Here is a 25,235-nt window from a genome sequence, read left to right as displayed (position 1 = left end):
CGTGATCCTTGCGAGAGGTGGGAAGTGTCAGGAGAAGGTGACCGACACCGTGCCGAGGCCGGTGACGGTGGCCTCGACGGCGTTGCCCGGCGTCACCGGGCGCATCGGTCCCAGGGCGCCGGAGAGAATCACCTGGCCGGCGCGGAGCGGCGAGCCCAGGTCACGGGCCTGGCGGGCGAGCCAGACGAGGGCGTTGACCGGGTCGCCGAGGCAGGCGGCGCCATTGCCGGTGGAGGCGGTCTCGCCGTCGATCCGCATGGTCATCTCGGCCGCGACGGGGTCGAAGTCGGTGAGGGGGACCCGCCGGGTGCCGAGCACGTACCCGCCGGCGGAGGCGTTGTCGGCGACGGTGTCGCCGAAGCTGATGTCCCAGCCGGCCACCCGGCTGCCGCAGATCTCGAGGGCGGCGACGGCGTGGTCGACGGCCTCGCGGACCTGGACGTGGTCGAGTGGGCCCTCGGCCAGGTCCGCCTTGAGTACGAAGGCGATCTCGGCCTCGACCCGCGGCTGGAGGATCGCGTCGGCCGGCACGGCCGAGCCGTCGGCGTACTCCATGTCGTCGAAGAGGACGCCGAAGTCGGGCTGGTCGACTCCGAGTTGCTGCTGGACGGCGGTCGAGGTCAGGCCGATCTTGCGACCGACGACCGTGGCGCCTGCCTCGATCCGTTCGGCGGCGAGCCGGGTCTGCACGGCGTACGCCGCCTCGACGTCGTCACGGCCGATCAGGTCGCGTACGGGAGTGGTGGGGATGCCGGTGGCGGCTGCCTCGCGGAGCCGGGCCGCGGCGGCGGCGATGCTGTCGGCGGGGACTGCCGGGTGGGTCTGTGCCATGGCTCCCAATCTGCGGCAACGCGGAGGGGAGCTCCACGGTTGCGTTCCACTCAGCGGTACGCTCTTTCGTATGGAGGATCAGCCGGAGGAACCCGGGGAGGGCCCCGGCCGGGACCGCGACACGGTGCTGGGGAAGGCCCTGGCGATCCTCAGGGCGTTCGGTCCGGCGGACTCCGTACTGCCGCTCGCCGAGCTCGTCCAGCGGACGGATCTGCCGAAGGGGACCGTGCACCGGGTGGCTGGGGACCTGGTACGGCACCGGCTGCTGGACAAGACGGCGCACGGGTACCGGCTCTCCGGAGGGCTCTTCGAGCTGGGTCTGCGGGCCGCGGCCGAGCGGACGCTGCTCGAACTGGCGATGCCCTTCCTGCAGGACCTCTACGAGCGCACCCACGAGACGGTGCATCTCGGTGTGCGGGAGGGACACGAGGTCGTCTACATCGCGAAGATCGGGGGACACCGCCAGGTCAAGGCGCCCTCGCGCACCGGCGGGCGCATGCCGATGCACTGCACGGCGATCGGTAAGGCGCTGCTGGCCCACGCGGGCGAGGCGGAGTGGACCGCCGTGCTGACCGGACCGCTGGAGCGCCGGACGCCACGGACCGTCATCGCTCCGGGCCTGCTGCGTGGGCAGCTGGTCCAGGTGGTGGAGACGGGGGTCGCGTACGAGGTCGAGGAGTCGACACCGGGCCTGCTGTGCGTGGCGGCTCCGGTCCTCGCCTCCGATGGGCGAACGGCGGTGGCCGCCATCAGCGTCTCGGGCCCGGTGGGGCGGTTCCGTCCGGAGTCCCACGCCAACGCGGTACGCGCGGCGGCAACCGCGCTGGGGACGACGCTGGCGCGCCGGGGGCGGTGAACGGCAGGATGCGGCCCACGGCCGCGAGCTGATCCGCTCCCCGCTCCTCACCAGCCCGTCAGCAGCAGGTGGTTGAGGAGCAGGGCGAGCACGGCCTGCCCGGCCAGCCAGCCGCGCGGGCCGGGCAGGAGGGCGCAGGCGGGGAGCAGCCAGAACGCGAACGGCAGCCAGATGCGTTCCGTCTCCGCCTTGCTCATCCCGGACAGATCGGCGACCAGCAGCGCCAGGAACGCGGAGAGCACGAGCAGGGCCAGACGGGGCGCGGCCCCGCGGGGGCGCAGGGCACGGGACCCGATCAGCACCCCGCCGCACCGGCGCAGCCCCGCCACCGTCGCCGGGCCGACCACCAGCACCGTGCAGGCCAGGTTCGCCCAGATCCAGTACCCGTACGGGCGTACCCCGCCCGCCCCCTGGTAGTAGCGGGTGACCAGCAGCCGGTACGCCTCCCACCAGTCGAAGCCCAGGGCCGTGAAGACGACCGGCACCACCAGGAACCCCGCGGCCACGTACGGCAGGGGCCGCAGCCGCCGGGTGCCCAGCAGCAGCACCGCCGCGGCGATGACCGCGAACAGCGTGAGCCCGTACGACAGATACATCGTCAGGCCGAACAGCAGTCCCGAGCCGAGGCCGGTCCAGGCCGGCCGGTGACCTGTCACGGCGAGGGCGAGCAGGGCGACGGCCCAGGCGGTGACGGCTGTGAAGAAGCCGTCGGCGGAGGTGCCCACCCACACCGCGCCCGGGGCCAGGGCCAGGAAGGGCGCGGCCCGGCGGGCGAGTGACTCGTCGGCGAGCCGGCGCACCGCGACCAGGATCGCGGCCACCGCGGTGGTTCCGACCGTGATGACGAAGGCGCCCGCCCACGCGCCGCCGCCCAGGCCGATCCGGTCCAGCAGGACGAAGGTGACGGTGGCGCCCGGCGGATGCCCGGCGACATGCGCGGGCCAGTTGTCCGGCGTGTCGAGCAGGATGTGCGCGGTGAAGTCCCGCAGCGTGGCCGGGATGTCACCGAACCGGTCGATGACCCGCAGATACTCGTGCCGGGTGGTCAGCTGCTCCGCGACGCCCCGCGACCAGCCGTCCACCAGGGCGAGCGACCAGGTCCACGCCAGCGCCGCCCCCCACGCCGTGAACAGCAGGGGCCGCCAGGACAGCCGGGCGGCCAGGGACGGGCCGTACGTCACCACGGCGGCGGCGACGGCGAGTGCGGCCGGGGTGCCCGGTCCGGTGTGTGGCATCCAGTCACCCACCAGCGGCGGCCACCCCACCCGCAGGGTGCCGTGCCGGTCCTGGATCCGGGTGCCGACCACGACGGCCGCCAGGACCAGCAGCGCGGCCGCGGCGACGGCGGACAGATCACGGACGAGTCCGCCGCGGGGTGCGGCGGTGCGGGTGCCGGGGTGGGGGAGATCGCGTGTCACCGGATTTCTCCCAGGGTGCCCCGTCCTTCAGGACGGGGAGGAATGGGTCCTCGGCCCGGAGCCGCGAAGCGGCGGAGTTCTTTGCACATCGGTTCCGACCTGTACTTTCTTCCGTTGTCAGTGGCTGCTGTTAGCTTGCGGACCGTGACGGGGACCGCGGTGGACGAGACGGCGGCCGGGCATGCCCGGTACACCTACCGGCTCCGTGTGTCGTCGACCGCCCGCGCCGGTCTCATCGCCGAGTGGGCGCGCTGCCGGTGGGTGTGGAACGAGTGCGTGGCCATGTCCCGCAAGGTCCACGCCGCGAACCGGGCGCACCCCGAGGACAAGGTGACGTGCGGCCCGGCGCAGCTCGATGGGATGCTGACCGGGGCCCGGGGTGCGATGGCGTGGCTGCGTGAGGGTGCCTCGGTGCCGCAGCAGCAGACCGTCCGCGACTTCGCCAAGGCCCGTGCCAAGGCCCTGAAGGACATCCAGGCGAGGCTGCCGGTGCGGCAGCGTGCCGGGATGCCCCGCATCAGACGCAAGCGGGACGCGCTGCCCACGCTGAACTACACCCGGCGCGGATTCCGCCTCAAGGACGGCCGTCTGCATCTCGCGGGCGGCATCGTCCTGACCGTGGTGTGGTCCCGCGGCCTGCCCGCTGCCCCGTCCTCGGTGCGCGTGTACCAGGACAGTCTCGGCCACTGGTACGCCTCGTTCGTCGTCGCCACCGAAGTGCAGCCGCTCCCTGCCACCGGCGCCGTACTCGGCGTGGACTGGGGCGTCAGGGAAACGGCGACCACCGCCAGCGACGCCCACGACCTCCCGCACGCCCAGCACGGGAAGAACGCCGCGCAGCGTATGGCCCGGTACCAGCGGATGATGGCGCGCCGTAAGCCCGCTCGGGGCCGGGCCGCCTCCAGGGGCTATCGGCAGGCGCAGTGGCAGGCCGCGAAGCTGCACAAGAAGGTGGCGCGGCAGCGGCAGGACACCGCCCGCAAGTGGGCCAGGCGTGTTGTCCACGATCATGACGCGATCGCGGTGGAGGACTTCCGGCCGAAGTTCCTCGCGAAGACCACGATGGCCCGCAAGGCCGCCGACGCGGCGATCGGCGCCACGAAGACGGCCCTGATCGAGATGGGCCGCAAGCACGGGCGGGACGTCCGTCTTGTGCATCCCGCGCACACCACGATGGACTGCGCGTCGTGCGGAGCGAGAACCAAGCACGCACTTCCTCTTTCGGAACGTACCTACACCTGCACGGCGTGCGGAGCCGTGTCCCCCAGGGACAAGAACTCCGCCCGCGTGATGCTGGTCCGGGCTGGTCTCAACCCGGCTGGTGCTGATCGTGTAAGAGCCGGCGGACCGCTGGTCCCCGGCCAACGTGAGCCAGGAATCCCCGTCCTTCAGGGCGGGGAGGATGTCAAGTCGTCACGCTAGGCCGCAGGGGCGACCCCGAGCGGATGACAAGGGCCGATGTCAGCGTTTCGTCATCGTTCCCGGACCCGTTCACGCGGTGGTGCGGGCCTACGGTCGGCACATGGCTCGGTCTCTCCTCCCCACCCGTCCCGCGCGCGGACCGTTCTCGCCGGACTTCTGGCGCAGCCCGCTGCGCGGCCCCTGGTTCACCTCGGTCCTCGGGGTGGTCCTCCTTGCCGGCGTCACGATCCTGTTCGTGACGGGACTGCTGTCGTACGCGGCGTACAACCCGGACCTGTCCCCGGTCAACGACAAGACACCCGACAAGGGGCTCCTCGGCTTCTATCTCTTTCCCTGGCCCACCGACCCGCCGTGGCTGTACCGGCTCATCCAGGGCGTCCACGTCACCCTCGGCCTGGCGCTCGTCCCGGTGCTGCTGGCCAAGCTGTGGTCGGTCGTGCCCCGGCTGTTCACCCTGCCGCCGGCCCGCTCGCTCACCCACGCCCTGGAGCGGATCTCGCTGCTGCTCCTAGTCGGCGGTGCGCTGTTCGAGTTCACCACGGGCATCCTCAACGTCCAGCTCGACTACGTCTTCCCCGGCTCGTTCTACCCGCTGCACTTCTACGGTGCGTGGGTGTTCTTCGGCGCGTTCCTCGCCCATACGGTGCTGAAGGCGCCGGTGGCGCTGCGCAATCTGCGCAGGATGCGGGAGGGGAGCGGGGAGCAAGCGGGAGAAGCGGGGCAAGCGCGTGAAGCGCGTGAAGCGGATGAACTTGTCGCCCCTCACCCCGACCCGCCGACCGTCTCGCGGCGCGGGGCGCTCGGGCTGGTCGGCGGTGGCTCACTGCTCCTGCTCGCCGGCTCCGCCGGGCGCAGCTTCGACGGACCGCTGCGCGAGACCGCGTTCCTCACCCCGCACGGCGGCCCCGAACCCGGGAGCGGACCGGCGGGTTTCCAGATCAACAAGACGGCCGCGTACGCCGGGATCCGCGCGGAGGAGACGAGCGCGGAGGCGTGGCGGCTGGTCGTCACCGGGCGCTCCGGCACCGTAAGGCTCGACAGGGCCGACCTGCTCGGCATGCCCCTGCACAGTGCCGACCTGCCAATCGCCTGCGTGGAGGGCTGGTCCACCTCCGACCAGTCGTGGCGGGGCGTCCGGCTGCGGGACCTCGCGGCGCTCGTCGGCCATGACGAGCCGGCCGACGTGTTCGTGGAGTCGCTGCAACGCCGTGGCGCCTTCCGGCGCGGGGCGCTGCGGGACAACCAGGTGGGCGACCCGCGGTCCCTGCTCGCGCTGTTCGTCAACGGCGAGGAGCTGACCCCCGATCACGGCCATCCGGCCCGGATCATCGTCCCCGCGGCGCCCGGTGTGCTCAACACCAAGTGGGTGGCGCGGCTGACCTTCGGTGAGCTGTGAGGAGGCTCGGTCCTGTGCGCACGCGATACCGGATCCCCCGACGCCAGGTGCTCGGCAGCCCGTTCCACCTGCTCGTGCTGCTCTGCTCGTTCGCCCTCTGCGGGTATGCGGGGGTGCGACTGTTCGACGGCGACTGGTTGTTGATCGCGCTGTGGTTCGTGGGGGCGGCGGTGATCCACGACTTGGTGCTGCTGCCGCTGTACGGGGCGGCCGACCGGGCGCTGGTGAGGGGGGCCGGTGCCGGCCGGCGAGGGGTGTGGGTCAATTACGTGCGGGTGCCGGCTGTGCTGTCCGGGCTGTTGCTGCTCGTGTGGTTTCCACTGATCACCGGGCGGGTGTCGGAACGCTATGAGGGGGTGGCGGGGCAGTCGGCGGACGGCTTCGTGGCCCGGTGGCTGATCGTCACGGCCGTGCTGGTCGGCGGGGCGGCGGTGGTGTTCGCGGTGCGGGTGGTGTGGGGGCGACGGCGGCTGAGGGGCGGCGGCTGAGCGTTGGTCGGCGGTGCGGTGGTTCGTGGTGCGGTGGGTTCGTGGTGCCGGGCCGGTGGGTTGTCGCCCCCGCCGCCCCTTCCCGTCCCGTCCCCGGGGCTGCGCCCCGGACCCCCATCGGCCCTGCGGGCCTCGTCCTCAAACGCCGGACGGGCTGTGGGGGCTTGGGTGGGCCTCGTCCTCAAACGCCGGACGGGCTGTGGGGGCTTGGGTGGGCCTCGTCCTCAAACCGCGGGTGGGCTGGGGGGTTTGGGCGGGACTCGTTCCCAAACGGCGGGCGGGCTGGGGGGCTTGGTGTCAGGGGTAATCGAACCTTCAGGACGCCGCAACCGCTGAGCCGCGGGCAGTCGTGCCGCTGGGGCGGCACGGGTGGGCGCTGGGGGTGCCCCCTCTGGGGGAGGCACCCCGCAAGCGCCGGGCTGTGCTACACCCCCCGCCGGTGGGCGGGGTGCTTCGGGCGTAGGGTCATGAAGGTGCGTCCGCTCGTCGACCACTGGCCGGCCGCCCGCCAGCCCGCCGTCTTCGCATGGCGCAGCAGTGCGGGAGCTCCGAGGCGGGCCCACGGGAACGGGGCGCCGGGGGTGCCGTGCAGGTCCGTCACCTGGACCAGGGCGCGTTCGTCGACCTCCGGGTGGGGAACCGCCTCGGCGATCAGCAGGCCGTCCGGCGTCAGAAGTGACGCGAGGCGGCGGAGCAGGGCCACCGGGTCGCCGCCGATGCCGATGTTGCCGTCGACGAGCAGTGCGGTGCCCCAGCGGCCGGTGCCGGGCAGCGGGTCGAAGACGGAGCGGAGCAGCGCCTGCCCGCCGCGTCCGACGGTGTGCGCGACGGCGGCCTCGCTGACGTCGATGCCGAGCGCGCGGTGCCCCCGGGAGCCCAGGGCCGCGACCATCCGCCCCGGTCCGCAGCCCACGTCCAGCACCGTACCCTCGCAGCGCCGCAGGACGTCCAGGTCGGCCTCGTCGGGCTCCGCGCACCAGCGTTCCACGTCCAGCGGCAGCAGCCATCCGTCGGCGCGGCGCAGGAACAGCGGTCCCCGGCCGGCGCGCAGGGCGTCCGCGTAGGGGTCGGCGGACCAGGCGTGTTCAGCGGTGTCGCAGGCCCGTTGAGGTCCGAGGCGCGCCGCCGCCCGCACCCCGTTCACCGGTGGGCCGCCGTCAGCCGGGCCAGGCGTGCGGCGAAGCGTCCGCCGGGTGCCGCGGCGGCGACCAGGGTGGCGTCGTACGCCGTGTCCACGTCCCGCAGCCGCGGAAGGTCCCGTACCCGCAGACGTGCGAGCCGACGCCGTTGCGCGGTGCCGGTGTCCGGGGTCGACATGGGTACCCCGCGCAGCAGTTCGGGGTCGGGTTCTGCCAGGCCCAGCGCCCAGAAGCCGCCGTCCTCGGCGGGGCCGAAGTACGCGTCGCAGTCGGCGAAGTCCACGGTGAGCAGGTGCGGCGTCACCTGAGGGGTGTCCATGCCGATGAGGAGGGCGGGTCCGTCGCACTCGGCGAAGGCGGCGGCCAGCCGTTCGTCGAGGCCGCCCGCGCACTGCGGTACGACCTCGATGCCGGCGGGCAGCCAGGGTCCCGGTGTCCCGTCCAGCACCAGTAGGCGGCGCCGCGCGGGGGTGCGTGCCACCGCGTCCAGCGTGTCCGCGAGCGCGGCCTCGGCGAGCGCCGCCGCCTCCTGCGGAGTGAACGGCGGGGTCAGCCGGGTCTTCACCCGGCCCGGGCGGGGCTCCTTGGCGATGACGAGCAGGGTCACGGGAGTCGTCCGCGTCACGAGGCCACCCCCGCGGGCGCCTTCGGCTCCTGCAGCACCCGGCTCATGTCCCGTACCGCCTGGAAGGTGCCGCGCCAGGTGCCGGTCACCTTGGAGGCGCCGGTGCGCGGCTCGTACGGGACGTCGTGCTCGGTGATCCGCCAGCCGGCGTCGGCGGCGCGCACCACCATCTGGAGGGGGTAGCCGCTGCGCCGGTCGGTCAGGTCCAGGGCCAGCAACTCCGCGCGCCGGGCCGCCCGCAGCGGGCCGAGGTCGCGCAGCCGCAGTCCGGTACGACGGCGCAGCAGCCGGGACAGGGCGAGGTTGCCCGCGCGGGCATGGACCGGCCAGGCACCGCGGGTCCGCGGACGGCGCCGGCCCAGCACCAGGTCGGCGGCGCCGGCCCGGATCTCGCGGACGAACGGCACCAGCTCCGCCGGATCCAGTGAGGCGTCGCAGTCGCAGAAGCAGACGATGTCGGCCGTGGCGGCGGTCAGACCGGCGTGGCAGGCGGCGCCGAAGCCACGCCGTTCCTCGTGCACGACCGTCGCGCCGAGCTCGCGGGCGATGCGGTCCGAGCCGTCCGTGGAACCGTTGTCCACGACGAGGGCGCGCCAGCCGGGCGGAACGCGGTCCAGCACCCACGGCAGCGCGGCGGCCTCGTCGAGACAGGGCAGGACGACGTCCACGGACGCCGGGCCCGGTCGGTCGGGAGGGGAGGGAGAGGTGGTCACGGCTCTCACCCTACGAACACAATACGGGCGTAACGGACATCGACTCCTTACGGAACACGGACGTCGGCGACCGGCCCGTCCGCTCGCGCGCGCGTGGTGCGAGGCTGGCCCCATGGAGCAGCGACCACCGCACGCCGAGGCCGGAGCCCGGGTCCTCGTCGTCGACGACGACCCCACCGTCGCCGAGATCGTCACGGGCTACCTCGACCGCGCCGGATACGTCGTCGACCGGGCCGGCGACGGCCCCGGCGCGCTCGCCCGGGCGGCGGCCCACTGGCCCGATCTCGTCGTCCTCGACCTCATGCTGCCCGGCATGGACGGCCTGGAGGTGTGCCGCCGGATGCGTGGTCAGGGGCCCGTGCCGGTCATCATGCTCACCGCGCGGGGCGACGAGGACGACCGCATCCTCGGCCTGGAGGTCGGCGCCGACGACTACGTCACCAAGCCGTTCAGCCCGCGCGAACTCGTCCTGCGCGTCGAGTCCGTGCTGCGCCGCGCCCGCCCCGCGCCCGCCGCCGCCTCCGGGCTGCTGCGGGCCGCCGGACTCACCGTCGACCCCGCCGCCCGCCGGGCCACCAAGCATGGCGCCGAACTCGCCCTCACCATCCGTGAGTTCGACCTGCTCGCCTTCCTTCTCCGTAACCCCCGGCGTGCCTTCGCCCGCGAGGAGCTGATGCGGGAGGTGTGGGGCTGGGACTTCGGTGACCTGTCCACCGTGACCGTCCATGTGCGGCGGCTGCGCGGCAAGGTCGAGGACGATCCGGCACGGCCCCGGCTCATCCAGACCGTGTGGGGCGTCGGCTACCGCTTCGACCCGGCCGCGGCCGGCTCCGGGGAGGAGTGATCCGTGCGGGACATGCTGCTCATCGCCCTGTTCGCCTTCCTCGGCGCCACCGCGGCCGGCCTGCTCGGCGCGTGCGTGCTGCTGCTGATCCGGCGGCGGTCGCTCACCGCGCATCTCGCGGTGGTCGCCGGCGTCGGGGTCCTGGCGATGCTCGCCGGCACACTGGCCGTCGCCCAGGCCATGTTCCTCTCGGCGCACGACCTGAGCGTGGTGACCACGGTCGTCGCCATGGCCGCCGTGGTCTCCATGGTCACCGCGCTGCTGCTGGGCCGCTGGGTCGTCGCCCGCAGCCGCGAACTGGCGCTCGCCGCCCGCTCCTTCGGCGACGGCGGTGACTTCTCCGCGCCGGACGGACCGGCCACCGCCGAACTCGCCGCGCTCAGCCGCGAACTGGAGGCCACCAGCGTCAGGCTCGCCGAGTCACGGGACCGTGAACGGGCCCTGGAGTCCTCCCGGCGGGAACTCGTCGCCTGGATCTCCCACGATCTGCGCACCCCGCTCGCCGGTCTGCGCGCGATGGCGGAGGCGCTGGAGGACGGGGTCGCCGCCGAACCCGACCGCTACCTGAAGCAGATCCGCACCGAGGTGGAACGCCTCAACGGCATGGTCGGCGACCTCTTCGAGCTCTCCCGCATCCACGCGGGCGCGCTGACCCTCTCGACCTCCCGCGTCTCCCTGTACGACCTCATCGGCGACGCCCTCGCCGGCGCGGACCCGCTCGCCCGTGAACACGGCGTACGGCTCGTCGGCGACCGGGTCGAACCGGTGCCGGTGGAGGTGGACGGGCGGGAGATGAGCCGGGTGCTGGGCAATCTGCTGATCAACGCGATCCGCAGGACCCCGGCCGACGGCACGGTCGCCGTCGCCGCGCGGCGCTCCTCCGAGGGCGTGGTGCTGTCCGTGACGGACGGCTGCGGCGGTATCCCCGAGGAGGACCTGCCCCGCGTCTTCGACACCGGCTGGCGCGGCACCCACGCGCGCACCCCGCCGGCCGGCGCGGGCCTCGGCCTCGCCATCGTCCGCGGCATCGTCGAGGCCCACCGCGGCAGCACCACGGTCCGCAACGTCACCGGCGGCTGCCGCTTCGAGGTGACCCTCCCGGCGACGCAGGCCTGACCCCGCGGCTCCCCGCCGACTCCGCAGACCCACCGCGCGCGGCCACCCCGAAGCCCCGGCCGGACGGCGCACCGCGCAAGGCGCCACAAGGTCCGGCCGCCCCGCCGCCCAGCGCCTTGGTCGTCCCGCCGTCCGGCGAGCCCGCTGCTTCGCCGGCTTCGGGCGCCGGAGTGCGCCCACAGGGGTGTCGAGGAGTGGACTGCGGGCGTGGGGGCGCGGGCAGGTGACCGGGGCGGTGCCGCCGAGGGCGGTGCGGCGGATGTCCGCCGGTTGCGCCGCCCGGGGTTCCACGCGGCGGCCGCCCCGTGGTCCCGCGGCCTTGCCGTCGGGCAGCCCGGCAGCCCGGCAGCCCGGGTGCCTGGTCGGCCCGGCTGTCCCGCCGTCCGTCGAGCCCGCCGCTCCGCGGGTTCCGGGTGCCGGAGTGCCCCCACAACGTGTCGAGGAGCAGCCTGCGGGTGGTGGGGGCGCAGCACGTTGAGCGGGGCGGTGCCACCGAGGGTGGTGCGGCGGATGTCCGCCGGTTGCGCCGCCCGGAGTTCCACGCGGCTCGGCAGTCGGCGGTCCCCGGTGGGGTAGGTCGGTGGCCGGCCTTTCGGCGGGTGGCTCAGTCGACCCGCAGGTCCGCCGTCGCGAACTCCCGCATGCCCTCCTCGAAGCCGGTCTCCGGCTTCCACCCCAGCTCGGCCCGCAGACGGGCGGAGTCGGCCGTGATGTGGCGGACGTCGCCCAGGCGGTACTCGCCGGTGACGACCGGGTCCGGGCCGCCGTACGCCGCGGCCAGGGCGCGTGCCATCTCGCCGACCGTGTGGGGCGTACCGCTGCCCGTGTTGTACGCGGTGAACGCCCCGGCGGCGGGCTCCGCCTCCAGTGCGGCGACGTTCGCCGCGGCCACGTCCCGGACATGGACGAAGTCCCGGCGCTGGCCGCCGTCCTCGAAGACGCGCGGGGCCTCACCGCGGGCCAGCGCGGAGCGGAAGAAGGAGGCGACGCCCGCGTACGGGGTGTCGCGGGGCATGCCGGGGCCGTAGACGTTGTGGTAGCGCAGCGACACCGCCGAGCCACCCGTCGACCGGGCCCAGGCGGCGGCCAGATGTTCCTGGGCCAGCTTGGTCGTGGCGTACACATTGCGCGGATCGGCCGGGGCGTCCTCGCCGACCAGGCCGGGTTCGAGGTCCGCTCCGCACACCGGGCACACGGGCTCGAACCGCCCGGCCGCCAGGTCGGTGACCGCCCGCGGTCCCGGCTGCACGGCCCCGTGCCGGGCGCAGACGTAGCGGCCCTCGCCGTACACCACCATCGAACCGGCCAGCACCAGCCGGGCCACCCCTGCCCGCGCCATCGCGGCGAGCAGCACCGCCGTGCCCAGGTCGTTGCGGGAGACGTACTCCGGCGCGTCGGCGAAGGACGTGCCGAGGCCGACCATCGCCGCCTGATGGCAGACCGCGTCCACGCCGGACAGCGCCTCGCGCACCGCGCCGGGAGCGCGGACGTCCGCCGTCGGATCGGTACGGACGTCGAAGACCACGGGCTCGTGCCCGCGCGCCCGAAGCGCCTCGACGACCTGGGACCCGATGAACCCGGCACCGCCGGTGACCAGTACACGCATGCCCCCACGCTAGGCCCGTACCCCGCCCGGCAGCGGGACCGCGCCCGGTCCCGTCACCGGTCCGTAAGACCCGCCCCGCCCAGCGGCAGCCGTACCGTGAACACGGTCGCCCCCGGTGCGCCGCTGAGCTCGATCCGGCCGCCGTGCGCCCGTATCAGCGAGCGGGCGACCGCGAGGCCCAGCCCGCTGCCGCCCCGGTCGCGGCTGCGGGCCTTGTCGACCCGGTAGAAGCGGTCGAAGACCCGCTCCCGGTCCTCCGCCGGGACGCCGGGGCCCGCGTCGGTCACCCGCACCAGGACGGATTCCGGGTCACCGGCTGCGGACACCGCCACGGACACCGCCACCGACACCGGGGTGCCGGCCGGGGTGTGCACGGCGGCGTTGGTGAGCAGGTTGTCCAGGACCTGCCGGATGCGCTGCGGGTCGAGGCGCAGGACCAGCGGGCCGGTATCGGCCGTCACCGTCAGCGGATGACCCGGATGGCCCGCCCGGAACGCGTCGGCCGCCTGCTGGACCAGCTCCACCAGATCGGTCTCCGCCGGACGCAGCGGCGGCGTCTCGACCTCCGCCGCGTCCAGCCGGGCGAGCAGCAGCAGATCGTCGAGCAGCACCCCCATCCGGGCGGCCTCGGCCCGCAGCCGGGCCAGATGACGTTCGCGTTCGGCGGGCTCGTTGGCGGCGGCGTACTGGAACAGGTCCGCGTAGCCGCGTACCGACATCAGCGGGGTGCGCAGTTCGTGCGAGGCGTCCGCGACGAAGCGGCGCAACCGCAGCTCCGCCTCCGCGCGGACCGCGAGGGAGTCGTCGATGTGCTCCAGCATCGTGTTGAAGGCGGTGCGCAGCTCCGCCACCTCGAGCCCTCCGTCCCGCCCGTCCGCGCGCAGTGGCAGCCGCGCCGCCGACTCGCTCAGATCGTGCGAGGCGATGCCGTGCGCGGTGTGCGCCATGTCGCTCAGCGGTTTCAGCCCGCGCCGCAGCATCCGCCGGCCGGACACCACCAGCGCCGACAGCGCGAGCGCGAACACCACGACCTGCACCGTGACCAGCTGCTCCACGGTCTCTTCGACGTCCTTCACCGGAGCGGCGCTCACCAGCACCACCCCCGGTTCCACCTCGCAGCCGCGCAGCCGGTAGGTGCCCTCCCCGTCGATCCGCGCGGTGCGCGTCAGCTCGGTGCCGGAGCGTGCCATCGCCCGCGCGAGCTCGGCCATCGCCCGGGTGTCGTCGGGCACGTCGGAGGGCCTGCGCAGGGTGACCGCGTCGCCGGAGGCGGAGACGTCGTACACCGCCGTGTACCAGCCGTAGTACGGCTTCCGCCGGACCGTGCCGTGCGCCGCCGCGTCCTTGGCCTGCACGGTCTGGATCAGCTTCAGCTGGTCGCTCAGCTGCCGTTCCAGATAGTCGTGCATGTACATGGTGAGAGCGGTGCCGACGACCGTGAACACGGCGAGCGACAGCACCCCGAGCCCCAGCGTCAGCCGGGTGCCCAGCCGCATCCCGCGGTACGTCTCCCGCAGCGGCCGGAGAGACGCGGTCACTCGGGCGCCTGCCGGATCACGTACCCGAAACCCCGCACCGTCTGGATCAGCGGCTCACCCGTGTCGTCCAGCTTGCGCCGCAGCCGGCTGACCACCAGCTCCACCACGTTGGAGCGGCCGCCGAAGCCGTACTCCCAGACGTGGTCCAGGATCTGCGCCTTCGTCAGCACGGTCGGCGAGCGGCGCATCAGATAGCGCAGCACCTCGTACTCGGTCGGCGTCAGCGACAGCAGCCGTTCCCCGCGCCGCACTTCACGGGTGTCCTCGTCCATCGTCAGATCCGCCACCCGCAGCACCGCCCGCTGGAACCCCGGGCCCGCGCTGCGCCGCAGCACCGTCCGCAGCCGCGCCATCAGCTCCTCCACGGCGAACGGCTTGACCAGGTAGTCGTCCCCGCCCCGGGTCAGCCCGGCCACCCGGTCGGCGACCCCGTCCCGCGCGGTGAGGAACACCACCGGCACCATCGTCCCGGAGCGCCGCAGCCGGTCCAGGACGCCGAAACCGTCGACGTCCGGCAGCATCAGATCCAGCACCACGATGTCCGGGCGGAAGTCGGCGGCGCGGCGCAGCGCCTCCTCACCGGAGTGGGCGGTGACCGCCTCCCAGCCCTCGTACCGGGCGACCGTCGCCACCAGGTCGGCTATCGGCGGGTCGTCGTCCACGACGAGGAGTCGTACTTTTTCCACCTGCCCATACTGCGGCACCCGGCTTCCCGTGCCACCGGCCGGTGCGCGTCCACGTCCCGATCGACAAGGACCTGAAAGCCGACCGACAGCGGATCGACAGCTCCGGCCGGTACGGCACGGACCGGCCGGCCCTCCGGCGCCGGAATCCGCGTGCGGCGCGCAGCGGGGTTTTCCCCCGGCGGAATCGGGGCAGATGGCGGCGTAGCCCGCCCCGGCCGGGGCACGGGTTCCGGGGTTCTGTCAGTGGTGCCGTTTACCATCAACGGCGGCAGTGCGCGCGGCTCCGCTCAGTAACATCCGCCACCCGAAGGGCATTCGGCGCCTTGATACGGATCGATGCAGTCACGAAGCGGTACCCGGACGGCACGGTGGCGGTCGACCGGTTGTCGCTGGACATTCCCGACCGCTCGATCACCGTCCTCGTCGGACCCTCCGGCTGCGGCAAGACGACCACCCTCCGCATGATCAACCGGATGGTCGAACCGACCGCGGGATCGATCCTCATCGACGGCGAGGACACCCGGCGGCAACCCGTCACCACCCTGCGCCGGTCCATGGGATACGTCATCCAGAACGCCGGCCTCTTCCAGCACCGCACGATCGTCGACAACATCGCCACCGTCCCCCGCATGCTCGGCTGGGGCAGGCAGCGGGCCCGGGAGCGGGCGGCGGAGCTGATGGAGCGGGTGGGGCTGGACAGCACGCTGGCCAAGCGGTACCCGTACCAGCTCTCCGGCGGCCAGCAGCAGCGGGTCGGCGTGGCGCGGGCGCTCGCCGCGGACCCGCCGGTGCTGCTGATGGACGAGCCGTTCTCGGCCGTGGACCCCGTGGTGCGCAAAGGGCTGCAGGACGAACTCCTGCGGATCCAGGACGAGCTGGGCAAGACCATCGTCTTCGTCACCCACGACATCGACGAGGCGGTCAGACTCGGCACCATGGTCGCCGTACTGCGCGAGGGCGGCCGGCTCGCCCAGTACGCGCCGCCCGCCGAACTGCTGTCCGCCCCCGCGGACGGCTTCGTGGAGGACTTCCTCGGCGCCGACCGCGGCATCCGCCGGCTGTCCTTCTTCCCGTCCGCCGCACTGGAGTTGACCACCGACGCCGTGATCCCGGCCGACGCGGGGGCAGAGCGGATCGCCGCGGCCGGGGCGGCGCCCCACCTTCTCGTCACCGATGCCGACGGCCGCCCGCTCGGCTGGGCCGGCCGCGACGAGCTGGCCGCCGGGGACATCGGGACCGACCGACTGCTGCCGTACGGAAGGCCGTTCGTGCCCGGTGCCGACTCGCTGCGGGCGGCTCTCGACAGCGCCGTGCTCTCGCCCACCGGGTGGGCGGTCGCCGTGGACGACGACGGCCGGGTGACCGGTGTGGTCTCCCAGCAGACCATCGGCGAGGCCATCCGCGCCGCCCACACCGAGGGCCGGACGGACCTGGACACGGACACGGACACGGACACGGACAAGGACAAGGACAAGGCCGGGGTAGCCCCGTGACCGGCTTCTTCGACATCCCCAGCGACCTCCAGCACAGCTGGCTCGGTCTGATCGGGCTGCACCTGCGGGAGGCCCTGCTGCCGGTGGCCGCCGGACTGGTCCTCGCGCTGCCGCTCGCGCTGCTGTGCGGCCGCCTCCGCTGGCTGTACCCGCCCGTGCTCGGGGTGACGACCGTGGTGTACGCCATCCCCTCGCTGGCCTTCTTCGTCGTCCTCATCGACTACACCGGCCAGACCGAACTCACCGTGATGATCCCGCTGGCCCTCTACAGCCTCGTGGTACTGGTCCCGGCGATCGTCGACGGCGTGCGCTCGGTGCCCGACGAGACCCTCGCCGCCGCCACCGCCATGGGCTTCGGTCCCGTACGGCGTTACATCCAGGTGCAGTTGCCGATCGCCGCGCCCGCCGTCATCGCCGGCCTCCGGGTCGCCACCGCCTCCAGCATCTCCCTGGTCAGTGTCGGCGCGCTGATCGGCAACCAGGGCGCCCTCGGCAACCTGCTCGCGGCCGCGCAGAAGTACGACCGGCCCGAGCTCGCGGTGAACGCCGTGCTCACGATGGCCGTCCTGGCGACCCTGTGCGACGCTCTGCTGGTCCTGCTGCGGGTGCTGCTGACCCCGTGGATGCCGCGCGGCGGCACCCGTCCGCAGCCCGCCGCGCGGCGGGGCGCGCCCACCCCGGAGGGCGCGGTCCGGTGAACGTCCTGAACTTCGTCCACGCCTTCTTCAGCGACGGCGCCCAGTGGCAGGGCTACGACGGCATCCCGCAGCGCTTCTGGGAGCACGTGCAGTACTCGCTGCTGGCCCTCGCGATCGCCGCCGGGATCGGCCTGCCCGTCGGCCTGCTGACCGGGCACACCGGGCGCGGCGGGAACGCCATCGCCTTCATCGCCAACGCCGCCCGGGCCCTGCCCAGTTTCGGTCTGCTCGTGCTGGCCGTCCTGCTGATCGGATTCGGTCTGCTGCCCGTCATGATCCCGCTGGTCGTGCTGGCCGTCCCACCGATCCTGGTGACCACCTACGAAGCGGTCCGCTCCCTCGACCCCGCCCCGGTGGACGCGGCCCGGGGCATGGGCATGCACGAGTCGCGGATCCTCCTCCGGGTCGAAGTGCCGGTGGCGCTCCCGCTGATGCTCAGCGGACTGCGGTCGGCCGCCATCCAGATCGTGTCGACGGCCACCATCGCCGCCTACGTCAGTCTCGGCGGTCTCGGCCGGTACATCATCGACGGGCTGTACCAGCGCGACTACGAGAAGGTGGTCGGCGGCGCCACCCTCGTGGCGGTCCTGGCGCTCGTCACCCTCGCGCTGTTCTGGGCCGCCGGACGGCTGGTGGTCTCGCCCGGCGTGCGCAGGCGCTGACGCCCCGGACCCGGGCCGGCGGGGGCACCGGACCGGTCCCGGCCGACGCTCCGGATGCCTCCAACTGACGCTCCGGACCCATGTATGTGACAAACCGTGACCACCATGTTCTTGACTGACCACAAAACGGCTGGATTGGATCGGCGAATGACTTCTACCGCGAAAAGCAGCAGGTCCAGGACGAGGCACACCGGCGCGGCGGTGGCCGCGCTCATCGCCGCGGCGGCCCTGCTCGCGGGCTGTTCCTCCGGCGGCACCTCCGACAACCCCCTGGACGGGGAGAAGGCCGAGACGGGCACCGTCGTCGTCGGCTCGAACAATTTCGCCGAGAGCACGCTGCTCGCCGACATCTACGGCGAGGCGCTCCGCGCCAAGGGCCTCAAGGTCGGCTACAAGCACAACATCGGCAGCCGCGAGACGACGTACGGCCTGATGAAGAACGGCTCCATCACGGTTCTGCCCGAGTACAACGGCGCACTTCTCTCCTACCTCGACCCCGAGGCCCGGCAGGAGTCGACGGACGCGGTGAACGAGGCCGTCAGGGCGAAGCTCGACAAGAAGCTGGCGCTGCTGGAGTCGTCACCGGCCGAGGACAAGGACTCGGTGAGTGTCAACGCCCGGACCGCCAAGGAGCACGGTCTCACCGCCGAGTCGACCCTCGCCGACCTGAAGGACATAGCACCGGACCTGGTGATCGGCGGCTCACCCGAATTCCAGACCAGGCAGCAGGGGCTCAAGGGCCTGGAAGCCGTCTACGGGCTGAAGTTCAAGTCGTTCAAGGCCCTCGACGCGGGCGGCCCGCTCACCCAGGCGGCGCTCACCCAGAACGAGGTCCAGGCCGCGGACATCTTCACCACGGACCCGACCATCGTGAAGGAGAAGTTCGTCGTCCTGAAGGACCCGGAGAACCTCTTCGGATTCGCCAACGTGACCCCGCTGGTCCACAAGGACGCGCTCCCCCGGAAGGGCGTCGACGCGCTCAACGCCGTATCGGCGGCACTGGACACCGAGACCCTCCTCGACCTCGACGCCCAGGTGCAACTGGAGAAGAAGGACCCGCTGGACGTGGCCAAGGCCTGGCTGAAGTCGGCCGGACTGGACTAGCGAGCTCGTGCCCCGGGGCGCGGCGGACTGAACCGGCCGCACCCCACGGCCGGTTCAGTCCGCCGTGGCCGCCTGCGCGATCAGCCGGTCGATCAGCGCGATCAGCACATCCCGGCTGGACTCCCGCTCCCGCGCGTCGCACAGCAGCACCGGCACGCCCTCCGGCAGCGTCAGCGCCTCCCGGATGTCCTCCACCGGGTACGGATGCACACCGTGGAAGCCGTTGACGCCGATCACGAAGGGGATGCCCCGGCGCTCGAAGAAGTCGATCGCGGCGAAACTGGACCTGGGCCGGCGCACATCCACCAGGACCACCGCGCCCAGCGCGCCGAGGGCCAGGTCGTTCCACATGAACCAGAACCGCTGCTGCCCCGGCGTGCCGAAGAGATACAGCACGAGATCGTCCGAGACGGTGATCCGGCCGAAGTCCAGGGCGACCGTGGTGGCACGTTTCTCCTCGACGCCCTCCAGGTCGTCGACGTCGAGTCCCGCCAGGGTCAGCGGCTCCTCGGTGCGCAGCGGGGCGATCTCGCTGACCGAGCCGACCATGGTGGTCTTGCCCACGCCGAAGCCACCGGCGATCAGGATCTTGACCGCGTCGGGTGCCGCACGGCCGGTGGACGTCTGAGCGGTGGTGTCAGAGCCGGTCAAGGCCCTCCCTCACTTTCTGCAGCAGGTCCGGATCCGGGGTGGTGACGGGGCGTGGCGGGCGGACGGTGATCCGGCCCGCCTCCAGCAGATCGCAGAGCAGGATGACGACCACGCTCACCGGGAGGTCCAGACGCGCGGCGAGCTCGGCGACCGCGACCGGCCGGCCGCACAGCCGCAGGATCCGCAGGTGCTCGGGCTGCGGGCGGGCCGCGCCCTCGGGCTGCGGATCCACCGCCGTCACCGTGGTGATGAGCTCGAAGTCGGCGCGGCTGGGCCGGGTCCGGCCGCCGGTCAGGGTGAACGGCCTGACCAGCCGGCCGGCCGAGTCGCTTCCGCCCACCTCACACGCCGGGGTCGACGACGGGCCCGGAGGCCTCCCGTGGCGCCGCGCTGAGGTGCTCGCCGATCTTCCTCACCAGCATGTTCATCTGGTACGCCACCACGCCGACGTCCGCGTTCGGCCCGGTCAGCACCACCAGGTGGGCACCGGGACCGGCCGAGGTGAGGATCAGATAGCTGTGCGCCATCTCGATCAGCGCCTGGCGCACCGGACCGCCACGGAAGTCCATGCTGACGCCCTTGCTGAGGCTCATCAGACCCGACGCGGTCGCCGCGAGACGCTCCGCGTCGTCCCGCAGGAATCCGGTGGACTTGCTGACCACCAGCCCGTCCTCGGAGAGCACCACGGCCTGGTTCACGTCGGCGACCCGTTCCACGAGTCCGGTCAGCAGCTGGTCCAGCTGGGTATGGGTGGCGGGGGTGGGGCGTGTCATGACGGTGTTCCTTCGTGAGCGGTCGGCGGTCGGCGGTCGGCGGGCGGAGTCGTGGACTCGGCGGTGGTGGCGGGCACATGCGCCGGTACGGCCTCGTCGGCGTCGCCGGTTCCGTCGTCCCGTGCCTGGCTGGTGCCGCGCTGGAAGCCCGCGAGGGAGGAGGCGGCACGTTCCGCGGTGAAGTCGTCGCAGGGCTCCTGCACGGCGTCCGGGTCGGGCTCCTCGCGCAGTTCGGCGGCCAGGCTGGTCTGCGGCACCCGGCGGGGGAGCGGGGTGAGACCACCCGGGCGGGAGGCGGGCACCGGGGCGGCCGGCGCGGGGGCGGTCCGTACGGCGCCGGCCGACCGGGACGTCGCGGCCGGCGGGCCCGCGTCCGCTCGCGGGCCCACGGCGGCCTCCTCGCGCCCACCGGCCGCGGTGTCCGGCACGGCTTCGGTGTCCGGCGCGTCCCGGCCGCCGTCGCCGCCCGGCTCGTCCCGCACCACGATCTCGTGCGGGATCAGCACGATCGCCGTCGTCCCGCCGTACGGCGACGGGCGCAGGGTGACGGCGATGCCGTGCCGGTGCGCCAGCTGCGAGATCACGAACATGCCGAGCCGGAGGTCGTCGGCGAGCGCCACCACGTCGAACTGCGGGGGCTTCGCCAACTGGGCGTTCAGAGAGTCGTAGTCCTCCTCCGGCATACCGAGGCCCCGGTCCTCGATCTCCACGGCGAGGCCCTTGGCGACCATCGCCGCCCGCACCCCGACGGGGCTGGGCGCCGGCGAGTACACCGTCGCGTTGTCGATCAGCTCGGCCAGCAGGTGGATCACGTCGGCCACTGCGGGCGGGGTCAGCGACACCTCCTCCTCGGCGAGCACCTCCACCCGCTGGTACTCGGCAACCTCCCCGACCGCGCTGCGTACGATGTCGATCAGGGCGACCGGCTCACTCCAGGACCGGCCGGGACGCTCACCGCTGACGATGACCAGGTTCTCCTCGTAGCGGCGCAACTGGCTCGCTGTGGAGTCCAGTTCGTACAGCCCTTTGAGGACCTCGGGATCGGTGTGCCGGCGTTCCAGCGCGTCGAGCTTGCTGAGCTGGAGGTTGACCAGGTTCTGGCTCTGCCGGGCGATGCCGAGGATGATCTTCTGGAATCCGCGCCGGGTGTCGGCGAGTTCGACCGCGGTGTGCACGGCGGTGCGCTGCGCGGTGTTGAACGCGCTCGCGACCTGCCCCAGTTCGTCGTGCCCGTAGTCCAGCGGGGGAGCGGCCGCCTCGGCGTCGACCTTCTCGCCGCGCTCCAGCCGGGCCACCACGTCGGGCAGCCGCTCCTCGGCGAGACTCAGCGTGGCCATCCGCAGACCGCGCAGCCTCCGGGACAGCGAACGGGTGATGCGCCAGGACAGACCGACGCACAGCAGCAGCGCGAGCAGCCCGGCGGCGCTCAGGGAGGCGGCCGTCACCAGCAGGCCGCGTGCCTCGTCGGCGCTGCGGGTGAGCAGGGCGTCGGTCTGCTGCCGGATCATCGAGGCGTACTGCGGGCCGACCTTGTCCATGGCCGTGTCCCACCGCTCCCGCAGGTCCGGCAGTTCGACGCTGCGGTCCTTGCCCTCCGCCGCGGTGGCGAGCACCTGGTCCTCGACCGCCTCCAGGGCGTGCCACTCGGGGCTCTGCAGGATCTCCTCGGTCCGGATCTTGGTCTCGCCGGTCAGGGACGGCACGATCTGGTCCTGGATCAGCCAGCGGCGGGTGTGGACCAGCTTGGCGAACTCGCTCCAGCCCTCCGCGTCGAGGCGTCCGTCGGGCCAGGCGAGGGTGAGGTGCGCGTCCTCCTGGGAGATCAGCTCGGCCGCGTGCTCCAGCGCGATGAGCGGCTGGGCCTGCGAGGTCAGGTCTCCGTCGTCGACCTGGGAGAGTTCCCGGAAGGCGTGGATCTGGTCGTCGACGATCGACGTGTACTGGGCCAGCGCCTGCTCGGCGGTGATGTCGCCGGGGTCGTCCACCTGGTCCCGGTAGTACTCGAGGCTGCCCACCGAGCCGAGGACCGAGTACAGCCGGTCCGAGACACGCGCCGGCGCCTCGGCGATCGCGTCGGTCTGCCCGGCCAGCTTCGCGACCGCCGCGTCCGTCCTCTCGCGCTGTGCGTCGAGGTCGGTCCGCGAGCGGTCCGGGCCGGCCAGCCACGCGGCGGTCAGCCTGCGCTCCTGCTGCAGCGCGAGCGCGGCGTGTGTGCCCATCGCGCCGGTGGACCGGCTGAGTTCGGTCTGGGCGCGCAGCTCGAGACCTTCCGAGAACATCTGGATGGTCGTCAGACCCCAGATGCCCGCGAGGGTGGCTCCGGGCACCAGTGCGAGGAGGAACAGCGAGAGGCGAATGGAGCCGAAACGGCGCCGGGCACCTGTCCGTGGAGACATCGTGGTCCTAGAGCGGTCGGGTGACGGGGGAAGTGCGCACGATCCGGCCCGTCAGCGGGTTCCGCCGGCGGCGAACCCGGCGACCGCGTCGGCGTTGGCCTTGGTGACGAACGCCGGTCCGGTCAGCACCGGCGCGACCCCGCCGCCGCTGATGTTGCCGTTGGTCCGGTACAACCAGAGGGCGTCGACGGCGAGATAGCCCTGCAGATAGGGCTGCTGGTCGACGGCGAACTGCACGTTGCCGCCGCGCACGGCGTCCACCAGTTCTTCGTTGAGGTCGAAGGTGGCGACATCGGCGTCACTGCCCGCCTCGGCGGCGGCCTCGATCGCGGTGAGCGCGAAGTCCGCCCTGAGGGTGACGACTTGGTCGATGGTCGGGTCCTGCCGCAGCCGGGCGGTGATGATGCCGGAGACGGCGCGCTCGTCGGTGCCGTCCACGTAGAGGTTCTCGATGGTCCCGTCGAAGGTCGTCTTCACTCCGGCGCAGCGGGCCTCCAGCCCGACGTTGCCCTGCTCGTGGACGACACACAGGGCGTTCTCGGCCTTCAGGCCGTTCAGCTTCTCGCCGACGGCCCGGCCCGCGACGCTCTCGTCCTGACCGAAGAACTCCAGCAGCCCCGCCGGCTTCCAGGCGTCGATACCCGAGTTGAGCCCGACGACGGGGACGTCCGCCGCCCGTGCCTCGTTCACCGGGGCCTCCATGGCCTGCGGCTTGGCCAGCGTCAGGGCGATGCCGTCGGCTCCGTCGCGGACCGCCTCACGGACCAGTTCGGCCTGCCCCGCGGGGTCCGGGTCGCTCACATACGTCAGCTTGACGCCGTCCTTGGCCGCCGCCGCCTCGGCGCCCTTCCTGACCCGGTCCCAGAAGGCGTCGCCCTCGCTGCCGTGGGTGACCAGGGTGACCTTCATCCCTCCGGCGCCGGGCCCGCTCGCGTCGTCCGGTTCCGAGGAGTCGTCGGCCGCGCCGAAGGCGGAGCAGCCGGTCACCAACAGGCCGACTGTGGCTGCCAGGGCCGCCAGGCGATGTCTCGGGAAGCGGCGGGACGGGAGAGACGTGTTCATGAGGAGAGCGGACCTCGCAGTGCGGCCGAGCAAGAGCAGGGGAGAGCGCGGGCGGCCGTGGCGGGGAGCGTGGGCCGACCGGGTGACTCTCACTGGCCCGGAGCCAACCCTGTGCGACCACCGGTAGTCAAGTGAAAGGCCACGTGAAGTGAGCTGATGCTGCCGCATTGTGATGAACCGTGAAGACGTCGGCGCCGTGCCGGGGTTTGCGGACCGAATGGCCGGTATGGGCCGGGAGCCCGACCACGGACGTGCGCGGGGGGGCTCAGCGCCGGCGCAGCCGCAGGGCGAGGGCGGCCGCCCCCGTGAGCACCAGGACGGCGAGGGCGCCGCCCGCGAGCAGCGGGGCGGAGGGACCGGAGGGAGCGGCGGAGGTTCGGGCGGCCGGAGTGCTCGCGGGCTCGGAGGCGCGGGGCGCCGGGGTGCTCCCGGCGAGGGCGCCCGAGAGCCGGGGGCGCGAGGCCGGGGACGCCGAGGTCTTCCCGGTGTCCGTCTTCCCGGCTTCCCGCTCACCGGTGTCCGTCGTCCCCGCGTCCGGCTTCCCACCCGCCGCGTTCCCGCCGTCCGGCTGCCCCGCCGCCGGTGTCTCCGCCTCCGGGAACACCACGTCCGAACAGGAGTAGTAGGTGTCCGGGGTGCTGCTGTTCTGCCAGACCGTGTACAGCACATGACGCCCCGACCGGTCCGCGGGCAGGGTCACCCGGAAGCGGTAGGCGCCGTCCGTCAGGGCCGGGTCCGTCACCTCGGCGAACGGCTTCTCCGGGAGGTCGGACCAGGTGAGCGGCTTCGCCGGGTCGTAGCCGGGCTTCGTCAGATACACCCGGAACGCGCCGGCGTGCGGGATCGTCGAGACATACGTCATCGGCAGCGCCGCGCCGCGTCCCACCCGGGTCGCCGGCCAGTCGGCGCGGGCGAGGTCGAGGCCGCGGTAGGCGGGCAGCCCTCCGCTGCACAGCTGCCCGTCCGGGATCCGCTGCCGGTCCCGGCCGGCGACGCCCGCCACCCGCAGGTTGTCCCACGCCGTGAACGGAGCGCCGTTCGCGGCGACGGCGGCCCGGCACGCCGTCGACCCGGCGCGTTCGCCGCCCTCGGGTGAGCAGGCCACCACCCGGCTCACCGGATCCGTCGGCGCCCCGTGCGCCCTGGCGGGCCCAGCCGTCCACAGCGGCAGCAGCAGCGGGGTCACGAGAGCCGCCGTGAGCGCGGTGCGGTGTGCGGTCGTCCGGGACATCCGGAACGCCTCCTTCGGCAGGGCGGGCACGCGTGGAATCCTCGATGCGGTACGGATGAACCGCGCGGCGCGTTCACCCGGCGCGCCGATGCGGGGCACAGCGTCCCTTTCCTGGTCGACTTCCTGGTCAACCGGCGGGCGCCGAGGGTGGGTTCCGGGCCTGATCGAGGGTTTCCCCCGTATCCCGCCGGCCCGCGCGCTGCCTATCGTTCGAGCGGGGCCGGACCAGCTCCCGGCCACCCCCGCGGCGGACGTACGCCTCCGCCGAGAGGGCCGACGGCACCGGAGGCCGTGGGCGCGGGGTGCGGCATCGGGGCCCGGGCCGCGTGACGGCCGGCCCGCGGGGGGTGCCCTCACGAGCAGGCGGGGCGCCCCCGGGGGGGGGGGGGCCCGGGGGGCCCCCCGCGTGTTGTGGGCCCGCCCCCGGCCCCCAAGTATAAACGGCCCGCTTGTTTTTTTTTCGCCCCCCGCCCGCGGTTTACGGGGA

24 protein-coding genes are annotated in these 25,235 nt (G+C 73.2%); 10 read left to right on the top strand and 14 right to left on the bottom strand.

The features are described from left to right. Window positions 1-27 precede the first annotated feature (27 nt). Window positions 28-831, bottom strand: a complete 804-nt coding sequence (locus ACIF9R_RS32500) for a 2-keto-4-pentenoate hydratase (RefSeq protein WP_399985992.1) — start codon at window positions 829-831, stop codon at window positions 28-30. Between the two features lie 70 nt (window positions 832-901). On the opposite strand from ACIF9R_RS32500, the gene ACIF9R_RS32495 reads away from it, so the two are divergent. After that, window positions 902-1,687, top strand: a complete 786-nt coding sequence (locus ACIF9R_RS32495) for an IclR family transcriptional regulator (RefSeq protein WP_399985991.1) — start codon at window positions 902-904, stop codon at window positions 1,685-1,687. Window positions 1,688-1,734: 47 nt separating this feature from the next. Here the strand turns inward: ACIF9R_RS32495 and ACIF9R_RS32490 are convergent, their stop codons facing one another. Further along, window positions 1,735-3,105, bottom strand: coding sequence for a glycosyltransferase family 39 protein (locus ACIF9R_RS32490; RefSeq protein ID WP_399985990.1), 1,371 nt, complete (start codon window positions 3,103-3,105; stop codon window positions 1,735-1,737). A 144-nt stretch (window positions 3,106-3,249) separates the two neighbouring features. On the opposite strand from ACIF9R_RS32490, the gene ACIF9R_RS32485 reads away from it, so the two are divergent. The 3 genes from ACIF9R_RS32485 (at window position 3,250) to ACIF9R_RS32475 (ending at window position 6,411) form a co-directional block, all read left to right on the top strand. Continuing rightward, window positions 3,250-4,527 carry an RNA-guided endonuclease InsQ/TnpB family protein gene (locus ACIF9R_RS32485; protein ID WP_399985989.1) on the top strand — a complete coding sequence of 426 codons (1,278 nt, stop codon included), beginning with the start codon at window positions 3,250-3,252 and terminating at the stop codon, window positions 4,525-4,527. A gap of 100 nt (window positions 4,528-4,627) precedes the next feature. Continuing rightward, entirely contained in the window at window positions 4,628-5,923 is a 1,296-nt protein-coding gene (locus ACIF9R_RS32480; RefSeq protein ID WP_399985988.1) for a molybdopterin-dependent oxidoreductase, read from the top strand. Window positions 5,924-5,937: 14 nt separating this feature from the next. Next, on the top strand, window positions 5,938-6,411 hold the full coding sequence (locus ACIF9R_RS32475) for a hypothetical protein (protein WP_399985987.1): 474 nt from the start codon (window positions 5,938-5,940) through the stop codon (window positions 6,409-6,411). A 424-nt stretch (window positions 6,412-6,835) separates the two neighbouring features. Here ACIF9R_RS32475 and ACIF9R_RS32470 read toward each other — a convergent pair whose 3' ends face one another. The 3 genes from ACIF9R_RS32470 to ACIF9R_RS32460 are packed head-to-tail and all read right to left on the bottom strand — an operon-like array spanning window position 6,836 to window position 8,897. Further along, on the bottom strand, window positions 6,836-7,546 hold the full coding sequence (locus tag ACIF9R_RS32470; RefSeq protein WP_399986006.1) for a class I SAM-dependent methyltransferase: 711 nt from the start codon (window positions 7,544-7,546) through the stop codon (window positions 6,836-6,838). A 5-nt stretch (window positions 7,547-7,551) separates the two neighbouring features. Next, window positions 7,552-8,175 (bottom strand): DUF2064 domain-containing protein, encoded by a 624-nt coding sequence (locus ACIF9R_RS32465; RefSeq protein ID WP_399985986.1) that lies wholly within the window; start codon window positions 8,173-8,175, stop codon window positions 7,552-7,554. Beyond that, entirely contained in the window at window positions 8,172-8,897 is a 726-nt protein-coding gene (locus tag ACIF9R_RS32460; protein WP_399985985.1) for a glycosyltransferase family 2 protein, read from the bottom strand. The genes ACIF9R_RS32465 and ACIF9R_RS32460 overlap by 4 nt, the downstream gene beginning before the upstream one ends. A 103-nt stretch (window positions 8,898-9,000) precedes the next feature. Here ACIF9R_RS32460 and ACIF9R_RS32455 point away from each other — a divergent pair, with 103 nt between their 5' ends. Beyond that, entirely contained in the window at window positions 9,001-9,732 is a 732-nt protein-coding gene (locus tag ACIF9R_RS32455; protein ID WP_399985984.1) for a response regulator transcription factor, read from the top strand. Window positions 9,733-9,735: 3 nt separating this feature from the next. Beyond that, window positions 9,736-10,848 (top strand): sensor histidine kinase, encoded by a 1,113-nt coding sequence (locus tag ACIF9R_RS32450; protein ID WP_399985983.1) that lies wholly within the window; start codon window positions 9,736-9,738, stop codon window positions 10,846-10,848. Between the two features lie 604 nt (window positions 10,849-11,452). Here the strand turns inward: ACIF9R_RS32450 and ACIF9R_RS32445 are convergent. Genes ACIF9R_RS32445 through ACIF9R_RS32435 form a run of 3 tightly spaced genes read right to left on the bottom strand, consistent with a single transcriptional unit; the run spans window position 11,453 to window position 14,678 of the window. After that, window positions 11,453-12,454, bottom strand: a complete 1,002-nt coding sequence (locus ACIF9R_RS32445) for an NAD-dependent epimerase/dehydratase family protein (protein WP_399985982.1) — start codon at window positions 12,452-12,454, stop codon at window positions 11,453-11,455. A 53-nt stretch (window positions 12,455-12,507) separates the two neighbouring features. Further along, on the bottom strand, window positions 12,508-13,950 hold the full coding sequence (locus ACIF9R_RS32440; protein WP_399986005.1) for a sensor histidine kinase: 1,443 nt from the start codon (window positions 13,948-13,950) through the stop codon (window positions 12,508-12,510). A gap of 38 nt (window positions 13,951-13,988) precedes the next feature. Further along, a complete protein-coding gene (locus ACIF9R_RS32435; protein ID WP_399985981.1) occupies window positions 13,989-14,678 on the bottom strand; it encodes a response regulator transcription factor in 690 nt (229 codons plus the stop codon). Between the two features lie 323 nt (window positions 14,679-15,001). On the opposite strand from ACIF9R_RS32435, the gene ACIF9R_RS32430 reads away from it, so the two are divergent. The 4 genes from ACIF9R_RS32430 to ACIF9R_RS32415 all read left to right on the top strand — a co-directional run bounded on the left by ACIF9R_RS32430 (window position 15,002) and on the right by ACIF9R_RS32415 (window position 18,635). After that, window positions 15,002-16,171 (top strand): ABC transporter ATP-binding protein, encoded by a 1,170-nt coding sequence (locus ACIF9R_RS32430; protein WP_399985980.1) that lies wholly within the window; start codon window positions 15,002-15,004, stop codon window positions 16,169-16,171. Continuing rightward, window positions 16,168-16,869, top strand: coding sequence for an ABC transporter permease (locus ACIF9R_RS32425; protein WP_399985979.1), 702 nt, complete (start codon window positions 16,168-16,170; stop codon window positions 16,867-16,869). The genes ACIF9R_RS32430 and ACIF9R_RS32425 overlap by 4 nt, the downstream gene beginning before the upstream one ends. After that, complete coding sequence (locus ACIF9R_RS32420; protein ID WP_399985978.1) at window positions 16,866-17,531, top strand: ABC transporter permease; 666 nt, start codon at window positions 16,866-16,868, stop codon at window positions 17,529-17,531. Before ACIF9R_RS32425 ends, ACIF9R_RS32420 begins: the two co-directional genes overlap by 4 nt. Before the next feature lie 147 nt (window positions 17,532-17,678). Beyond that, window positions 17,679-18,635: an ABC transporter substrate-binding protein gene (locus tag ACIF9R_RS32415; RefSeq protein WP_399985977.1), complete on the top strand. Its 957-nt coding sequence runs from the start codon at window positions 17,679-17,681 to the stop codon at window positions 18,633-18,635. 54 nt (window positions 18,636-18,689) lie between these two features. Here the strand turns inward: ACIF9R_RS32415 and ACIF9R_RS32410 are convergent, their stop codons facing one another. From ACIF9R_RS32410 to ACIF9R_RS32385, 6 genes are all read right to left on the bottom strand, one after another. Beyond that, window positions 18,690-19,286, bottom strand: a complete 597-nt coding sequence (locus ACIF9R_RS32410) for a GTP-binding protein (RefSeq protein ID WP_399985976.1) — start codon at window positions 19,284-19,286, stop codon at window positions 18,690-18,692. Then, complete coding sequence (locus ACIF9R_RS32405) at window positions 19,273-19,626, bottom strand: DUF742 domain-containing protein (RefSeq protein WP_399985975.1); 354 nt, start codon at window positions 19,624-19,626, stop codon at window positions 19,273-19,275. The genes ACIF9R_RS32410 and ACIF9R_RS32405 overlap by 14 nt, the downstream gene beginning before the upstream one ends. 1 nt (window position 19,627) lies before the next feature. Next, window positions 19,628-20,059, bottom strand: a complete 432-nt coding sequence (locus ACIF9R_RS32400; protein WP_399985974.1) for a roadblock/LC7 domain-containing protein — start codon at window positions 20,057-20,059, stop codon at window positions 19,628-19,630. Continuing rightward, window positions 20,056-22,455 carry a nitrate- and nitrite sensing domain-containing protein gene (locus tag ACIF9R_RS32395; RefSeq protein ID WP_399985973.1) on the bottom strand — a complete coding sequence of 800 codons (2,400 nt, stop codon included), beginning with the start codon at window positions 22,453-22,455 and terminating at the stop codon, window positions 20,056-20,058. The genes ACIF9R_RS32400 and ACIF9R_RS32395 overlap by 4 nt, the downstream gene beginning before the upstream one ends. Window positions 22,456-22,506: 51 nt before the next feature. Further along, window positions 22,507-23,517 (bottom strand): substrate-binding domain-containing protein, encoded by a 1,011-nt coding sequence (locus tag ACIF9R_RS32390; RefSeq protein WP_399985972.1) that lies wholly within the window; start codon window positions 23,515-23,517, stop codon window positions 22,507-22,509. Between the two features lie 265 nt (window positions 23,518-23,782). After that, window positions 23,783-24,748, bottom strand: a complete 966-nt coding sequence (locus ACIF9R_RS32385) for a lytic polysaccharide monooxygenase (protein WP_399986004.1) — start codon at window positions 24,746-24,748, stop codon at window positions 23,783-23,785. Between the last annotated feature and the right edge of the window lie 487 nt (window positions 24,749-25,235).

It is taken from the genome of Streptomyces sp. NPDC086080 (genome assembly GCF_044540255.1).
Lineage (GTDB): Bacteria > Actinomycetota > Actinomycetes > Streptomycetales > Streptomycetaceae > Streptomyces.
This window is presented reverse-complemented; position numbering and strand designations above follow the sequence as displayed.

Coding starts and splice junctions, on each gene's coding strand:
- ACIF9R_RS32455 (WP_399985984.1), top strand. CDS start 9,001: ATGGAGCAGCGACCACCGCACGCCGAGGCCGGAGCCCGGGTCCTCGTC.
- ACIF9R_RS32500 (WP_399985992.1), bottom strand. CDS start 831: ATGGCACAGACCCACCCGGCAGTCCCCGCCGACAGCATCGCCGCCGCC.
- ACIF9R_RS32445 (WP_399985982.1), bottom strand. CDS start 12,454: ATGCGTGTACTGGTCACCGGCGGTGCCGGGTTCATCGGGTCCCAGGTC.
- ACIF9R_RS32390 (WP_399985972.1), bottom strand. CDS start 23,517: ATGAACACGTCTCTCCCGTCCCGCCGCTTCCCGAGACATCGCCTGGCG.
- ACIF9R_RS32495 (WP_399985991.1), top strand. CDS start 902: ATGGAGGATCAGCCGGAGGAACCCGGGGAGGGCCCCGGCCGGGACCGC.
- ACIF9R_RS32395 (WP_399985973.1), bottom strand. CDS start 22,455: ATGTCTCCACGGACAGGTGCCCGGCGCCGTTTCGGCTCCATTCGCCTC.
- ACIF9R_RS32385 (WP_399986004.1), bottom strand. CDS start 24,748: ATGTCCCGGACGACCGCACACCGCACCGCGCTCACGGCGGCTCTCGTG.
- ACIF9R_RS32400 (WP_399985974.1), bottom strand. CDS start 20,059: ATGACACGCCCCACCCCCGCCACCCATACCCAGCTGGACCAGCTGCTG.
- ACIF9R_RS32480 (WP_399985988.1), top strand. CDS start 4,628: ATGGCTCGGTCTCTCCTCCCCACCCGTCCCGCGCGCGGACCGTTCTCG.
- ACIF9R_RS32415 (WP_399985977.1), top strand. CDS start 17,679: ATGACTTCTACCGCGAAAAGCAGCAGGTCCAGGACGAGGCACACCGGC.
- ACIF9R_RS32440 (WP_399986005.1), bottom strand. CDS start 13,950: ATGCGGCTGGGCACCCGGCTGACGCTGGGGCTCGGGGTGCTGTCGCTC.